The following is a 15939-nucleotide window of genomic DNA, read 5'->3' as shown; positions in this document are numbered from 1 at the left end:
GCTTATTTCCCAAACAGATCTGCATGGGTACCAGTTGCAGTAGCCGAAAGGATAAGAGTATCTTCATAAATCTGGTACATAAGCAACCAGTCGGGTTCTATATGACATTCCCTGAAGTCATGTAGATTTCCAGTTAAAGAGTGGTCTTTATACTGGACAGGTAAAGAATTGCCATTAGCCAGCATTGAAAGCACGTTGACAAGTTTTTGCATATCCTTGCCCCGCTTTTTCATTAATTTGGCATCCTTTTTCATACGATTCGTGTAGACAATCTTATACATAGGTTAATCCTCCAGCATGGAGGCAACGGCATCTTGTGCTTGATCAAAAGGACCATTAAGATTTCTTCGGAAACGGCTATCATAAACAGCCTCCTCAAGCTGATAGGGGATTGTCTTATGTTGCACAGAAAAAGGGATACCTGCGTTTTCGATAGCGGCATTTAAAAAAATACGGATTGCTGTTGATGTGTCCAGCCCCAAACTGGAAAATAAAGTATCAGCCTGTTTTTTAATTGTATCATCAATACGTATTTGTAATGTAGCCATAATGCACCTCCAATATATTTGTATTAAAATTGTATCATATTTGTCATATAAAAACAACGATAATTTAATAGCTCAAGATTGAAAATTACAATATTAGTTTGTATAATTCTTAAAGAAATCATCCGATTCAATAATATATGAAAGCCCTTCAGTCTTGCGGTTCTGCGGGCAAGGAGCAAGGCGCTCATGCGCTGCGAAAGAAGTGCACCGGCGGATGTCTTCGAGGAAGGGGCTTTTTATTTTGACTAAGGCAGAGTGACAGACTGGGAAATGACCGAGCTTCTCAAAATCGGGATTTAATCCTATGGATGTAAAAAGGACGCTCCCCCTTGCCTTAGGAATGTCCTTTTTACATTCAACAGTATTGCTTATCTATTTAGCCAAGTTTCCCCAAGCTTTGGCAGATTACATGGTCAGATTACCAGTCCCCACATAGCGGATTCCATTTTCAAATACCCTCTTTCCGCCAAGAGTAACCAGCTTCACGTCGCCCAGTCTGGTAATGTCCTTACTCAAGTCCCCGCCTACCACTAGTAGATCCGCGTCAAGCCCTTCCTTCACCAGACCTCTCTCCTCCTCCACACCAAGAACCTTGGCCGGATTGGAGGTGGCTGTCTGAATGGCCTGGACAGGCGTAATACCATACTCCACCATATACTTAAGTTCCCGATTCAGAGGCAAAAGGGGCGACTGGTACATCACCATATCCGTTCCCGCAATCACCGTCACGCCTGTATCATAGAATTCTTTAAAATGGTCCCGATATGCCTTATATGCAGGCTCAAAATACTGGTAATCCTTCATCTCCTTCTGCATCACCGGATCTCCGGCAGGCGCGCCTGCATGCTTCTCCATATTCTCCTTACAGATATCATAAAGCAAGGTATAGGCCATGATGGTGGGCGTCCAGGCAATCCCCTTTTCTGCCATCTGCTTCGCATGGTCAAGGGTCATGAAGGTTGCATGTTCAATGGTGTCAAATCCGGCGTCAATACACATCTGGATTCCCGGATTGGTTCCCGCATGGACGCCGCACTTGATTCCCCTTCTGTGGCACTCGTCCACAGCCGCATCAAGCTCCTCCTGGGTCAACTCCGGCGTGTGGGTTCGATGGGTGGTCAAGACCTTCACCCATTCAGCCCCGTCGCGTATCTGTCTGCGTATCTCCTTTCTGACCTCCCAGGGTCCGTCAACCTGCTCCACCTCCTCCCAGGCATGGCCGCCGGTCATACAGATTCCGGTATCCGTGTGGGTAATCCTGGGAATGGTGACAAATCCCTTCTCCGCCGCCAGCTTTAAGTTCTTACAGACGCCGTGGGCAGAGGACATATCCCTGACAGACGTAATCCCCCGTTCAAACGCCGCCTGAGCATGCTGAAGGGCATAGAGCATAATCAACTGGGACCCATAGTTGAAGCCGTCCGGCTGAGAATACCAGTAGCCCAGATGAACGTGCATATCGCATAGGCCCGGAAGAAGGGTCCCATCGCCATAGTCCTTCACCTCCTCCTTGGGATATTCCCTAGTAATGTCTGTAAGGGGTGCGATTTTCTGAATCTTTCCGTCTGCACCCGTAAGCACCGCCTGGTTCTCAAGTACAGTCTTTCCGTCCCCTGTTATTAAATATCTTGCCGCTATAATCATCCTTTTATCTCCTTTGGGCCTACTTCTGATTCCGAAACTGCATCGGCGTGGTATTATAAGCCTTCTTAAACATCCGGTTAAAATGCTCTACATTCTGATAGCCTACGGACAGCGCAATATTCTCCACCGTCATATTGCTGCTCTTAAGCAGCGCCTTTGCCTTCTTCATCCGAATTTTCTTCACCAGCTCTCCGAAGGTCAGACCGGATTTTTCCTTAATATACTTGGAAATATAAGGCTTTGACAGATAAAACTTCTCCGCTAAATCATCCAGTGTGATATCAATATAATTTGCCTGGATATAATTCATGATCTCAATCATCCTCTCATCCTTACATCCGTCAGCGCTGCCAATCTCCTCAATCTTATTTACAGCCACCGTCAGCGCCTCCATGGAGGACTTGATAATATCCGCGTCGATTCCCACGCCCCAGAAGGTCTTACCGCTGCACACAATCCCTACATAGGCGACTGCCTTGGAGGAGGAGCCTCTGGTCAGGGAATGTTCCTCGTAAAAACGAAGCTCATAGCTGATATTGAAATACTGCTTTATGGCATTGCTGACCGCATCCAGACGTCCGTTTCCCATAGCAGTAATCACCCTTGCCTCGCCGCCATGGTTGATGGTCACATCCGCCGTAATACCGTCCACCTGCCTGAAATGGCACTCGTCGATATGGAATACAGGTCTGGTGTTGATATAGTGGTCTGAGAAAATCTGATATACCCAGTCCGGCGTCAACTCCTTGTGCGCCTTATCCGACACATCCTTCACCAGATATCCCACCTCTTCCCGCATCTTCTGCGGCAGATTGATGCCATGGCTCTGCTTCAGAATATAATTAACGCCACCCTTACCAGACTGGCTGTTGATACGAATTACATCTGAATCATATCTTCTTCCCACATCCTGAGGGTCAATGGGAAGGTACGGAACCGTCCATGTCTCGCACTCCTTCTCCTCCCTCCAGGTCATGCCCTTGGCAATAGCATCCTGATGCGAGCCGGAAAATGCGGTAAACACCAAATCTCCGGCGTAAGGCTGCCGTTCGTACACATGCATCCTGGTAAGGCGCTCATAGGTCTCTCGGATGTGCTTCATGTCTGAGAAATCCAATCCAGGATCTACGCCGTGGGAGTACATATTCATTCCCATGGTCACAATATCCACATTACCAGTACGCTCTCCGTTTCCAAACAACGTTCCCTCAATTCGATCTGCTCCCGCCAGGATTCCAAGCTCTGCCGTGGCAACGCCGCATCCCCTGTCATTGTGAGGATGAAGACAGAGAATCACATTGTCCCTGTAATTAAGATGCTTATTCACATATTCCAACTGGCAGGCAAATACATGGGGCATGGCATTCTCCACAGTGGTGGGAATATTGATAATGGCCTTATTGTCTGCCGTTGGCTTCCACACATCCAGAACCGCATTGCAGACCTCCACCGCATAATCCACCTCAGTCCCCGGAAAACTCTCCGGACTGTACTGGAAGGTAAAATTCCCGTCCGTCTCAGACGCCAGCTCTAACAGAAGACGGGCCCCTTCAATGGCAATCTGTTTAATCTCCTCCTTGCTCTTTCTAAATACCTGCTCACGCTGAGCAACCGACGTGGAGTTATACAGATGCACCACCGCATGCGGCGCTCCCTTAACCGCCTCGAAGGTCTTCTTAATGATGTGCTCGCGGGCCTGGGTCAACACTTGCACCGTCACATCGTCTGGTATCATATCCTTTTCAATCAGCGTCCGCATAAACTGGTATTCTGTCTCAGACGCCGCCGGAAATCCTACTTCAATCTCCTTAAACCCAATATCCACCAACATCTGGAAGAACTCAAGCTTCTCCTCAAGGCTCATTGGCTCAATCAAAGCCTGGTTCCCGTCACGCAAATCCACGCTGCACCACATAGGCGGTTTGTCAACGTACTCCTTCTTCACCCAGTCGTAAGTTACCTCTGGCGGCATAAAATAGGTTCTCTCATATTTCTTACAATTCTTCATAACTATTGCTCTCTCCTTGTATAATATTAATCAAAACTATTGCTCTTTTTTAACACACTCTTATCCTAACATAAGTACAACAAAAAGGAAAGTGCTGATTTTAATCACTTTCCTTGATATATTTTATCCTATTAATCTTACTCCTGAAGTGAAGACTTCTTGGTAATCGTCACCATCTCATCATAGCAGGCGAAAATCTTCCCAAGTTCTTCCCCGTCCTGCTTCTTGGTAAATAAACTGATCACAGGGACAAGTACCAATCCTCCCACCATTGCAATTACACCTGAATTGATGGAGGATTTAAAAATATATCCAAGCACCATACCCCATCCGGTGACATCAACCCCACCTAATGTCACAAACAACTGCAAAAGCGCAATCCCGCAGCCCCAGAAAAAGCATATTACCACGGAAATCTTGGTAATCCCCTTCCAGTACAAGCCATATAAAAACGGTGCAAGAAAGGCCCCTGCAAGCGCCCCCCAGGACACGCCCATCATCTGGGCAATAAACGTCACCTCTGGATGTGCGTCCTTAAAAATAGCTATCACAGCCGATACTAGAATAAAGAACACGATAAAAATCCGCATAATCATGACCTGCTTCTTATCCGACATCCCCTGCTTTACTGCCGGTTTAATCACATCCAAAGTGAAGGTAGAGCTTGAGGTCAGCACCAGCGAAGACAGAGTGGACATGGACGCTGACAAAACCAGCACGATTACCACCGCAATCACCACCGACGGCAGAGTAGACAGCATGGTAGGAACAATGGTGTCGAACAATGGTTTTCCCGTCGCCTCGTTCATCACCACTTGATCACCGTACAGTCGCCCGAAGCCCCCCAGGAAATAACATCCTCCTGCCACGATGATGGCGAACACCGTGGAAATCACCGTTCCCTTATGTATATCCTTCTCACTCTTAATGGCATAGAACTTACCCACCATCTGAGGCAGCCCCCACGTACCAAGGGAGGTTAAGACTACCACAAACAGAAGCGCCAGAGGGTCCGGTCCAAGGAAAGCCGAATACGCCCCCTCCCATCCTGCGTCGCCTGTAATGGACGCAAGAGTTTTCGTGGCCTCAAGCAAGCCGCCGTTTTCGGACAACACAGCCCCAATCACGGCGCAGATGCCAAACAGCATAATAATTCCCTGAATAAAATCATTAATCGCCGTAGCCATGTATCCCCCGAAAATCACGTAAAATCCCGTAAGCACAGCCATCACCGCAATTACCACCCAGTAGGGGATATCAAAAACCAGCCCAAACAGGCTTGATAACCCATTGTAGAGAGAGGCAGTATAGGGAATCAGAAAAATAAATACGATAACCGAAGCTGCTACCTTAAGGGGAACGGAATCAAACCGTTTTCCAAAAAAATCCGGCATGGTCTTAGCATCCAAATGCTGGGTCATGACACGGGTTCTTCTTCCAAGAATGTTCCACGCAAGCAGCGAACCGATAAAGGCATTGCCAAGGCCCGCCCAGGTAGCGGACATTCCAAAGTTCCAGCCAAATTGTCCGGCATATCCCACGAAGATAACCGCCGAAAAGTAAGACGTTCCGAAGGCAAACGCAGTCAGCCAGGGGCCGACGCCTCTGCCCCCCAGCACAAACCCGTCTACATCTGTTGCATGCTTCCTTGAGTAGAACCCTACATAGATCATGACGGCAAAGAATATAACCAACATAATCAGACACAATATTTCCTTTGACATCTCTCATTTCCTCCAAGCCATATATTTAGTTTTACTTTAAAGCGTAACGCTTTAAAGTACTAAATTATTCCTGATTATATTAGCATACATGCTTATATCTGTCAACCTGTTTTCAAAAAATATTAGGTAATGAAATCAGGTACTGGTTTCTCAGTGTATGATGGTTATAATAGACATGCTGTTTACAACAAAATCGCAGAGTACATTACTCTGCGATTTTGTTGTACCATATTCTCTAATTCTTTTTTCATACAATACATAATCCTAAACTATGGCCAATACTTAGCCGGCTCATCCGTATATTGATCTGCTTATTTAGCTGCTACTCTTTAATATAATCGAGTTCTGATATGTTGATGCCTGAAGCCGTAAGAATAACTTTTAATTCAATATAACGCCGTTTCATTCTTTTATATGCGTTAGAATCTTTGTCGGATTCTATCATATAATCTTGTAACCTTGAGAACTCTTCGACTGAGAGTTTTAACATCTCTTTTTCCGTTATATCCTCACCACCTTTTATAAGTGCCATTTACTTGCTACTTTTATTATATCAATCGGTGATTGTGGTGTAAAGCATTTGTTGCTAAGGAAAACCCTCAGAATCTTCACTCCAAGGGTTTCCCTTTCTTCTTACTATTTGATACGCTTCTTACTAAATAAATACATAGAAATCATTCCAAAGGACAGCGTTAGCAGTACTCCCCACAGCACAGCCTGGCTTTCATCTCCTGTCACCGGCGCTCTCCTTACGGCTTGGGCCTCTTGAGGCTTCTGCTCTGCCTTGGGAGAAGAAGCAGGCGGCGCTTCATCTAACGCTACCACAAATGGTGAGAAACCAGAAACCCTAACAACCACTTCTCCGTTCTCCACCACAGGTGTAAACCTCTCCAATCCCTTACTGCTGTCATAATGCAGAACAACCGTCTTCTTTCCATTGTATTGTTCCCCGACAGGAATACCAACCTCTGTCGTTTCACCTTCTGCCAGACCTATTGTCAAACTAATGTCATAGACTCCAAGAATAACTTTATCTTTGACTGGCTCTATGTAGGTATGGTAAGGCTCGGAATCCTTCGCAACCACTTCAACCATACACGCAACTCCTTCACTGGTTCCGCCGCGAACCCAGATACCTGTACTGTCATTCTTAACTGAAGGTGTCAAAGTTGCCTCCGGTGTGGAAGTGTCTCCTGTATTTCCGTCCTCTTCTGTGTCTAATTTCGTGTCAGAGACGGATATCGGATTCAAATTGTCCTCTGCGCCTGGCGTCGGACTCGGCGTAGAATCTGTCCCTGCCGTAGAATCTGTCCCTGGTATCGGGGGCGTTACTCCGTCTGGTGTCGGTTCTGGCGTCGGAGTCGTTACCGGCGGCGTCACTTCGTCTGGTGTCGGCTCTGGCGTCGGAGTCGTTACCGGTGGCGTCACTTCGTCCGGTGTTGGGGTCGTTACCGGCGGCTGACCCTCATCCGGCTCTGGCGTTGCCGCAGACTCGTTCACAGTAATTGCCTGCTCCGCTGACATAACAGTTTCTTCATATGTATAAGATACCGTGATACTTCCCGTACCTGCCTGCAGCGGTTCCTGGCTATACGTAATCACCGACGTCACATCTTCCTGTGAACCGTCACTGAACCCTGCCGTCACGACCATGCCTGCCGGATCAAATACTTCGCCTGCTGTATATACAGTCTTTGCAGGAGCCTGACTGATGGTGACAGACTGAAGCTCTTTCTTCGCCGCAACAGTTCCTCCCTGATTCACAACCGCCACATAATCTGAGTGTATGTAGGCAAACATTTGCTCAAACTGATACTCTCCTGCTTTGGTATTCAGTCCAGAACGATCACCACTTAGCACACCGTCGCTCTGAATCCTGTAATATCCATTCTCTGCTGCCATATCCTGAAGCAACACGGCATAGTTGGAGGACGCACCGGTCTTATAAAGGCTGGCTGACGACTGGCTGCTTCCATTGCGCACATTTACACTAGTATGGCCCGTGGCAATGGTATCCTTGATACCGATGGTATAGGCATAGGCATCTCTGCCGCCTCCGTTCCCATCCAGAAGCCAGATAATATTCGCCGCCTTCTCGCCCCAGTAAGGGTCAGAGGCGTATTTTACATTCACTCCGCTGGCCTTATTGCCAAGAAAGCCGCCTTTGTAGGTCCAGCCGTTGGGATTCAGATATTTTCTGGACATCCATCCGTCTGCAAACTGGCGGATACATTCCTCCACGCTTGCATAGGTGTTGGCGCTGGTTCCCGGAGACGCGTCCACTGCATTAAGCCCAAACAGGTTATTCTTATTCTGGCAGATACTGCTTGTCCCCCATCCGCTTTCATTTGCCGCAATACCGGTCATAATGAGTGCATTCACCCCGTAGGTATTCTGGCTGTTGGTAAAATAATCTCCGGTGTTATTTAACTTCGACGAACCATTTATCTTTCCTATCATCAGGCTGTTAAGCTCTTGCCCGCTGTATGAGGTTCTGCTGCGAAACGGCAGATATTGGTAATAGTTGTAATAGGGATTTCCCGAATTCACAGAAGCTGCTCTTGTCTCATTCTGGTAATCCCCTATCATAGTTCCATAATCTGTATAGAAATAATGTCCGTCATAGCTATAATAGGTTACCCCTGCCTGCAGGTATGTAGGCGCGCTGCCGTTATCCAGAGAAGTGGCGTGCTTTTCTAACGACATGTCCTGAGTAATATAATGGCGCAGCCTTCCTCCCTCCACGGCATAATAACTAATCGACTTGGCATTTGAAAAATCCACCACCTGGACCTCGTCTGCGGACACCTCCCCCACAACGCCTGACAGCATGAAACGAACCTTACCGCCGTTCGTCCCAAGGTAAGCGGCATCCGCGCCATATGCGCCGTTGGTATAGCCTGCCGCCCCTGTTTTATATTCCGTATAATTTGTAACTGCATTGCCCTTTGTCCGGAAATTGACCACCTTCACAGAAATGTCCCGTGAATATGCGGCAATCCCTGGATCGTTAAGCTCTCCTCCCTCCTCGTCCACTTCAAAAATGTTACCGGCTTCATCCATAGCCGTAACCGCATCCAGACGCTGAGAGTTCTCATCCTCTAATCCTGATCCTGCAGATGTCTGCTCCCCTGACATTTCCTCTGCATGACTCATTATGTCCGGCAGCGTCGCGCCAAGACATACAAGAAGTGTAAGTACCAGGAATCTTCTTATTCTTTGCAATTTAACTCCTCCTTTGCCCCTTATTAATCAAAATGTGTCTGCTGGTACATAAATAATTTTATCACTTATTGGTAAATTTTTCAATATATTAAGGAATTGTTAAGAGATGTTAAGTTATTGACACACGTAATATTACGTATTATAATAAATACATGATAAGGAAAGGAGATTCAATAGATGCCATTAACACCAAAGGAAATCATTAAAATGTTGAAGCAAAATGGTTTTATAGCTGTCAGTCAAAACGGTTCCCACGTAAAATTAAGGAATCCCGAAACTGGAAAACAGGTAATCGTTCCTTATCATTCACAGGCCATGAAAAAAGGATTAGAGCAAGCAATATTAAAGCAGGCGGGGCTAAAGTAGCTCTGTCATTAAAAATGGAGGTATCTGCATGAATAGATTAGTATTTTATCCCGCTATTTTTCACAAAGCCGAGGAAGGAGGCTTCTGGATTACCTTCCCAGATATTCCAGAATGTCTTACTGAGGGAGACAATATGACACAAGCATATGAAATGGCTGTCAATGCTCTCGGCCTAGCGCTCACATCACGCGAAGCTGAAAGCGAAGCCTTACCAGAACCATCAGACCCTACTGATATAACCGTCGAAAAAGATGCTTTCCTTGTTGTAATCGAATTCGACCTACTGGCATATAAAAAAAGAACCAGCCCCCGATCTGTTAAAAAAACGCTTAGTATTCCAGAATGGCTCAACGAGGAAGCTACGTCCATTGGCATAAATTTCTCTCAGGTTTTACAAGAGGCTCTTATGCAGAAATTGCAGATCAAGTTCTGAAATTCTTGGAAACAGCAGGGTTCATCTCCCTTCTGTTTCCAGGTCACATCTTATCGTAATGGTTTATAAGATAATCAAATCTCCGCCCTCTCAGACAGCCCCGTGGTTTCCTGCATTTTTTTCTGTATAATAAACTTTATTTTCGCGCCAAGTTGCTTTCTTAACATATGGTTTGATAATTTCATACATCATTCTCTTTAAAATACTCAGACAACAGCTCGCACGCCCTGCGTATTCTGTATTTGACAAGTGAAATACTATTTTCCACGTACATATTATTTTAACATTGTTGCTATTATATAATTTCTAACTTCATCATCATTCGTTAAAGTTTTAAGATGTGCAATAAATTCTTGACAAAGTGATATATTTTTTATTTTTTTTGCAACAAAAGGTATCATTGGTGAAGGAATAGAAAAATTTTTAAATCCTAATTGTATTAATGTCTGTAACATGTATGGATAAATAGGCAACTGCCCACATATTCTAGTTTTATTAAGAAGATTTGAAGGATATAATTGCCAAAAATCTATTAACGCTTTAGAATACGGATTTATATAATTTATTTCTTTACTTATAGAATCTCTATCACATGCAAAAAAATATTGTAAAAGATCATTTGTTCCAATAGAAAAAGAATTTACATATTCAGCAAATTCTTTCACTGATAAATATGATGCAGGATTTTCTATCATCACACATACAGGAATATTACTATCATATTCTTTTAACTTATTTTTTATTGTAATTATATCTTGAATGTTTGTTACAAATGGAATTACAATTTCTATAGAATAATTTTTACTTAAATATACACACCCTTTCAATTGAGCATCTATTATTTGTCGAACCTTTTTACTTTCATATGCTCTTATTCCCCTTTCAAATTTATTATTTTCAAAAAAGTAACTTTTATTTTGATCATAATCAAATAACCGTATTGCTGAGACACCATCATTAAAATATTCACAAATATCCCTTAGACTCTGCATACGATTTTTCAAAAGAATCTATTGGCTGAAAAAACTCTGTACTTATAAGACCTGCCGATTTAATCCCAACTTGATTTGCATAAATAGCATTTGATTTATTTTTAACTGTCGCAAATAACTTTATTGGAACACCATCTTTAGTTTCGATTACATTCAAATTCTTGATATCAATCAAATTGTCAGTGTGTTTTTCTTATTTTTATTGATTCACATAAAGTTTTAAGAGATAATTTATAGTCTTCTATGTCAATATTATTTACTTTACTTCTAGCACCAATTACATTATTTGATTCATTGGCAATAATAATTTCTATTGTTTTATTCTTATCTTCCCATATAGACGGATATATACATGTAACCACACATTCATCATCATCCTCTAAATTACAATTTCTATAAAAATTATTAATTTTTTTAGAATGATATTCCCTGTTCTACTTTATGCCTGTACCGGATTTGGGACATATTGACCTAAACCATTATAACGTCATTTAATTTCCATGTGGCAATTATCACATAAAACCGTTTCTGATATGAATTATTCGTTTAAATTTATATATTGTTAAAACCTTCTATAATAAAATATGAATTAATTATACTATTGGAACATCTTTATGTAAATATTTTCTCAAATATAGGATAATTGATTAAGAGAGGCTCAAACCTCCCTCCTCCCCATAAGAAAATCAATAAACTGCTGCGCCGTTCTCCCCGACAGCCCGCCATGGCTTAACTCCCACTTATTTGCCTCAAGCAAAAGCTCATCCTCTGGCATCTCAATCCCGTTTCGCCTGGCAAGCTGCCGCACAATCTCCTGAAACTCCTTCTTCTCCGGCTTTCCGAAATAAATGGTCACTCCAAACCTTGCCACTAAAGACAGCTTCTCCTGCACCGTATCATTGGTATGCAGCTCCTCGTCTCGATCCGCCTTATCTCGAAAAGTCTCACGAACCAGATGTCTTCGGTTGGACGTGGCGTAGATTAAGATATTATCCGGCTTCCTCTCCAATCCGCCCTCAATCACAGCCTTCAGATACTTATATTCTATCTCAAATTCCTCAAAGGAAAGATCATCCATATAGATAATAAACTTGTAATTGCGATTCTTAATCTGGGAAATAATATCATTCAGGTCCTGAAACTGGTGCTTATATACCTCAATCATGCGAAGCCCTTTATCATAATATTGATTCAAAACCGCCTTAATGGAGGAGGATTTCCCTGTTCCGGCATCACCGAACAAAAGGCAGTTATTTGCCCTTCTTCCCGCCACAAACGCCTCCGTATTGGCAATCAGCTTCTCCTTGGCAATCTCATACCCAACCAAGTCGTCAAGATGCACATGGGCAATCTTCGTAATCGGAACAATCCTGGCCATACCGTCCCCATGCTCTACCCGAAACGCTTTGTGAAGCCCCAGCTTTCCCACGCCAAATTCCTTGTAAAACTGAGTCAGAGTATCCTTAAACTCCCTAGCATCCTCTGTGTCCGCTAGGTTCTTGCTTAAATCACAGATTCTATCCCGAAGCCTTTTGTTAAACACCTTCCCGTGTCCCTCCATTCCCCGATAGTCAAGAAGCACAGACATACACCCAGCCTTAAGCGCATCCTTCATTTCCCCGAAATCATAGTCAAACAATTCCTTGAAAATCCCGAAATCATGCTCTGCAATCTCATTGATGCTGCCTGACACCTGACCCACAATCTCGCAGGAGGTACTATAAGCATTCTCATGGCTGGCCAGAAGATAGGTCAGATAATTATGCCATAGATTTCCCTCAAACCCATGGCTGACCCCCATCTCCAGAAGCTCATTTACACAGTCAAACAATAGCCCCTTTAAATCCTCAGAATTATAATAAGTATTGTCATAATTCTCCATAAGAAAGGTCATATCCCAAAGCAGCTTTCCTTCCTCCATATGCTTATATAAGATTAATTCATTGATTCTCATTTACTCACTCCTAAACACAACATATTAGTAGTTCCCAAGTATCCGCAGGCTCCTGCTCTCCTCCCTAAGCCCGCGAATCGCATTCTTTACCGCCGGTTCTGCAAGATTCCCCTCAAAATCCACAAAAAACCGATACTCCCAGTTTCTCCCCTCCACTGGCCTTGACTCAATCTTTGTCATATTCAGATCATTGTAAATAAAGTGAGACAGCAGGTGATATAAAGAACCGCTCTCATGGGGCACCTCAAAGCAAATGCTGATTTTCTTGGCGTCCTTATGAAAAATCTTCTGGTTTGTCACCACGATAAAACGAGTGGAATTATTGGGATCATCATTAATATTATCAACAAGCACCTCAAGCCCGTGAATCTTCGCAGCATTGGCGCTGCAGACTGCCGCCTGACTCTTATCCTTATCCTCCATAATCTTCTTTGCTGCAATCGCCGTATTCGCCACGCTAATCTGCTGCCATCCGCTATGCTCGTCCAGAAAACGGGACGCCTGCATCAACGCAACCCCCTTGGAATACACGCGCTCTATGTCCGAAAGCTCTGTTCCAGGAAGCCCCGCCAACGTATGAGTAATGGGAATAATCGTCTCCCCCACGATATAATTTTCAAATTCAACCAAAAGGTCGTACATTTCGTCCACAGCCCCCGCCGTTGAATTCTCAATGGGAAGCACAGCAAAATCTGCCGCCCCCTCCTCAATGGACTCCATGGCATCCCGAAATGTTCGGACATAGAAGCTGTTGCATTTCTCACCGAAATAATACTCCATCGCTGCCTGGCTGTAGGCCCCTTCTGTCCCAGGAAATACCACTCTTGCATTCTGGGTATCCAACTCCTTTACTCCGATAAAGGGCAGGCGCCCAAGGGCTCCCGCCTCCACAAGCTTTTGGTACTGAACCTTCCGGCTCATTGCCATCAACTGTTCAAATAATTCCTGCACACCTTTCTTGTTAAACTCTGTACTTGCCTTTTCTGCCACATCCTTAAGCTTCTCCCGCTCTCTTTGACGGTCAAATATCTTCATTCCGTTCTGAATCTTATAATCCCCCACCTGGCCGCCTAAACGCACTCTTTCCTCAAACAGCCTTACAAGCTCGTCATCTACCGCATCTATCTGTACCCTTAATTCCGCCAATGTTGCCATATTATTTTCTCCTTGATTTTTATTTTTGTAAATTAAGTCTTCAAAGAAGAAGACCGCCTGCCCCAAGATAAACCGTTACAGCATCCCCCCCTGGGTGTAACTATAAGGTATTATAATATATTTTCTGTATAAAATCCACATTCCTTTGCCATACTTAATTCTATGAAGCATAATTTCCTAACCTGCGGGACCACAGGATGGTGCATGGAAATCCTTTTCACAGGACTTCACTCCCTGCAGGACGAAAACCCAAAACTAACAGGGAACACTTCCATCTGGATGTTCCCTATCTACGGCATGGCAAGCTTTTTGGCGCCCGTCTGCCGGCTGCTCAAGGGAAAAAGCCTGTTTTTGCGAGGAGGCGTATACACCTGCTGCATTTTCTGCGGCGAATATTTGACCGGCTCTTTCCTGAAAAAATTTGATGCATGCCCCTGGGACTACAGCGAAGCCCCCTTGAATATCAGAGGCTTAATTCGCCTGGATTACGCGCCCCTTTGGTTCGGCGCTGGATTATTGTTTGAAAAAATCCTCATAAAACATTGAAAATCTTTCCTATTTGTTATATTATAATATGAAAGATTTTCAAGTAGGGAGGACAAGGCATGAATATCCAAGAATGTAACAGCAGCGCAGACTGCCTCTATATAGACAAGCCGTGCTTTATCATTCATATTTTATATGGATGGCTGGTTATATTCATTTCGTTTCTTATTGATAATTTTTTATTTAAGTTAATTCATATTCTTCCTTTCTTGCTCTATTCATTCAAACATTCATATTTACAAATACTCACTATTTTCATTGATATATTTTCAATATTATATTTTCATCAGAATCATACTCTACAGGCGGCAGACGCCCCACTTACCTGACATCACGCGGTTATGGCCAAGGGCCGAAGCCGTTGATGATATACATACATTTTTATATTTTTCATTTACATCATAAGGAGGTTTTTATGAGACACTTAATGAGTCCGCTTGATTTTTCCGTAGAAGAATTGGATCGACTGATGAACCTGGCCGTTGACATTGAAGCCAACCCAGCCAAGTACGCCCATGCCTGCCAGGGGAAGAAGCTGGCAACCCTTTTCTATGAGCCAAGCACACGGACAAGACTGAGCCATGAGGCCGCAATGCTGAACTTAGGCGGAAGCGTCCTTGGATTCTCATCCGCAGAGTCCAGCTCTGCCGCCAAAGGGGAGAGCGTTTCCGACACCATCCGCACCGTTTCCTGTTATGCGGATATCTGTGCTATGCGCCATCCCAAAGAAGGCGCGCCCATGGTTGCCTGCCAGCATTCGTCTATTCCGGTAATTAACGCCGGAGACGGAGGGCACCAGCACCCAACCCAGACATTGACTGACTTACTTACAATCCGCAACTTAAAAGGCCGTCTGGACAACATGGTTATCGGTCTGTGCGGGGATTTGAAATTTGGTCGTACCGTCCATTCATTGATCCACGCCCTGGTGAGATACTCAGGGATTAAGTTCATCTTAATCTCTCCGGAAGAATTAAGGCTTCCCGGCTACATGCGCTTTGATGTACTGGATAAGGGGAATATCCCGTACAAAGAAGTTGTTCGTCTTGAGGATGCGCTGCCGAAGCTGGATCTGCTCTACATGACCCGCGTACAGAAGGAGCGCTTCTTCAACGAGGAAGACTACGTGCGTATGAAGGATTTCTACATCTTAGACTCCAAGAAAATGGAGCTGGCTCCTAAGGATATGTATGTCCTTCACCCGCTTCCGCGTGTCAACGAGATTTCTGTTGAGGTAGACAACGACCCCAGGGCGGCTTATTTCAAACAGACTAAGTACGGCGTCTATATTCGGATGGCGCTCATTCTGACGCTGCTTAATATCGAAGTGTAGGAGGGAAGATC

Annotated in this window: 15 protein-coding genes; 4 read left to right on the top strand and 11 right to left on the bottom strand. The window is 44.4% G+C overall.

Annotation, left to right across the window (positions count from 1 at the left end; translation table 11 throughout):
* Positions 1-2: 2 nt before the first annotated feature.
* The 7 genes from GN277_RS10565 to GN277_RS10535 all read right to left on the bottom strand — a co-directional run bounded on the left by GN277_RS10565 (position 3) and on the right by GN277_RS10535 (position 9149).
* Positions 3-281, bottom strand: coding sequence for a type II toxin-antitoxin system YafQ family toxin (locus GN277_RS10565; protein WP_159750998.1), 279 nt, complete (start codon positions 279-281; stop codon positions 3-5).
* A 3-nt stretch (positions 282-284) separates the two neighbouring features.
* A complete protein-coding gene (locus GN277_RS10560) occupies positions 285-548 on the bottom strand; it encodes a type II toxin-antitoxin system RelB/DinJ family antitoxin (RefSeq protein WP_159750997.1) in 264 nt (87 codons plus the stop codon).
* Positions 549-953: 405 nt separating this feature from the next.
* Entirely contained in the window at positions 954-2192 is a 1239-nt protein-coding gene (locus tag GN277_RS10555; protein WP_204162733.1) for a metal-dependent hydrolase family protein, read from the bottom strand.
* 19 nt (positions 2193-2211) lie between these two features.
* The gene (locus GN277_RS10550) at positions 2212-4200 is read right to left on the bottom strand and encodes a 2-isopropylmalate synthase (protein WP_159750996.1); all 1989 of its coding nucleotides are present in this window, start codon (positions 4198-4200) and stop codon (positions 2212-2214) included.
* Positions 4201-4337: 137 nt separating this feature from the next.
* The gene (locus GN277_RS10545) at positions 4338-5924 is read right to left on the bottom strand and encodes a sodium:solute symporter family protein (RefSeq protein WP_159750995.1); all 1587 of its coding nucleotides are present in this window, start codon (positions 5922-5924) and stop codon (positions 4338-4340) included.
* A gap of 322 nt (positions 5925-6246) precedes the next feature.
* On the bottom strand, positions 6247-6456 hold the full coding sequence (locus GN277_RS10540; RefSeq protein ID WP_286151972.1) for a hypothetical protein: 210 nt from the start codon (positions 6454-6456) through the stop codon (positions 6247-6249).
* A gap of 104 nt (positions 6457-6560) precedes the next feature.
* Entirely contained in the window at positions 6561-9149 is a 2589-nt protein-coding gene (locus tag GN277_RS10535) for an N-acetylglucosaminidase (RefSeq protein WP_159750994.1), read from the bottom strand.
* A gap of 177 nt (positions 9150-9326) precedes the next feature.
* Here GN277_RS10535 and GN277_RS10530 point away from each other — a divergent pair, with 177 nt between their 5' ends.
* A complete protein-coding gene (locus GN277_RS10530) occupies positions 9327-9515 on the top strand; it encodes a type II toxin-antitoxin system HicA family toxin (RefSeq protein ID WP_159750993.1) in 189 nt (62 codons plus the stop codon).
* 28 nt (positions 9516-9543) lie between these two features.
* Positions 9544-9948, top strand: coding sequence for a type II toxin-antitoxin system HicB family antitoxin (locus GN277_RS10525; RefSeq protein WP_159750992.1), 405 nt, complete (start codon positions 9544-9546; stop codon positions 9946-9948).
* A 275-nt stretch (positions 9949-10223) separates the two neighbouring features.
* On the opposite strand, the gene GN277_RS10520 is transcribed toward GN277_RS10525, so the two are convergent.
* The 4 genes from GN277_RS10520 to pheA all read right to left on the bottom strand — a co-directional run bounded on the left by GN277_RS10520 (position 10224) and on the right by pheA (position 14049).
* Complete coding sequence (locus tag GN277_RS10520; protein ID WP_159750991.1) at positions 10224-10940, bottom strand: putative PEP-binding protein; 717 nt, start codon at positions 10938-10940, stop codon at positions 10224-10226.
* A complete protein-coding gene (locus GN277_RS10515) occupies positions 10915-11115 on the bottom strand; it encodes a hypothetical protein (protein WP_159750990.1) in 201 nt (66 codons plus the stop codon). The genes GN277_RS10520 and GN277_RS10515 overlap by 26 nt, the downstream gene beginning before the upstream one ends.
* Positions 11116-11598: 483 nt before the next feature.
* Positions 11599-12894: an ATP-binding protein gene (locus GN277_RS10510; RefSeq protein WP_159750989.1), complete on the bottom strand. Its 1296-nt coding sequence runs from the start codon at positions 12892-12894 to the stop codon at positions 11599-11601.
* A gap of 24 nt (positions 12895-12918) precedes the next feature.
* The gene (gene pheA / locus GN277_RS10505) at positions 12919-14049 is read right to left on the bottom strand and encodes a prephenate dehydratase (protein ID WP_159750988.1); all 1131 of its coding nucleotides are present in this window, start codon (positions 14047-14049) and stop codon (positions 12919-12921) included.
* Between the two features lie 162 nt (positions 14050-14211).
* Here pheA and GN277_RS10500 point away from each other — a divergent pair, with 162 nt between their 5' ends.
* A complete protein-coding gene (locus GN277_RS10500) occupies positions 14212-14595 on the top strand; it encodes a putative ABC transporter permease (RefSeq protein ID WP_159750987.1) in 384 nt (127 codons plus the stop codon).
* Positions 14596-15010: 415 nt separating this feature from the next.
* The gene (gene pyrB, locus GN277_RS10495; RefSeq protein WP_159750986.1) at positions 15011-15928 is read left to right on the top strand and encodes an aspartate carbamoyltransferase; all 918 of its coding nucleotides are present in this window, start codon (positions 15011-15013) and stop codon (positions 15926-15928) included.
* The last annotated feature ends 11 nt before the right edge of the window (positions 15929-15939 follow it).

This window comes from Sporofaciens musculi (genome assembly GCF_009830285.1).
In the GTDB taxonomy this organism is placed as follows: Bacteria; Bacillota; Clostridia; order Lachnospirales; family Lachnospiraceae; genus Sporofaciens; species Sporofaciens musculi.
The sequence above is the reverse complement of the archived record's forward strand: the minus strand, read 5'-3'. Positions and strand labels throughout refer to the sequence as shown.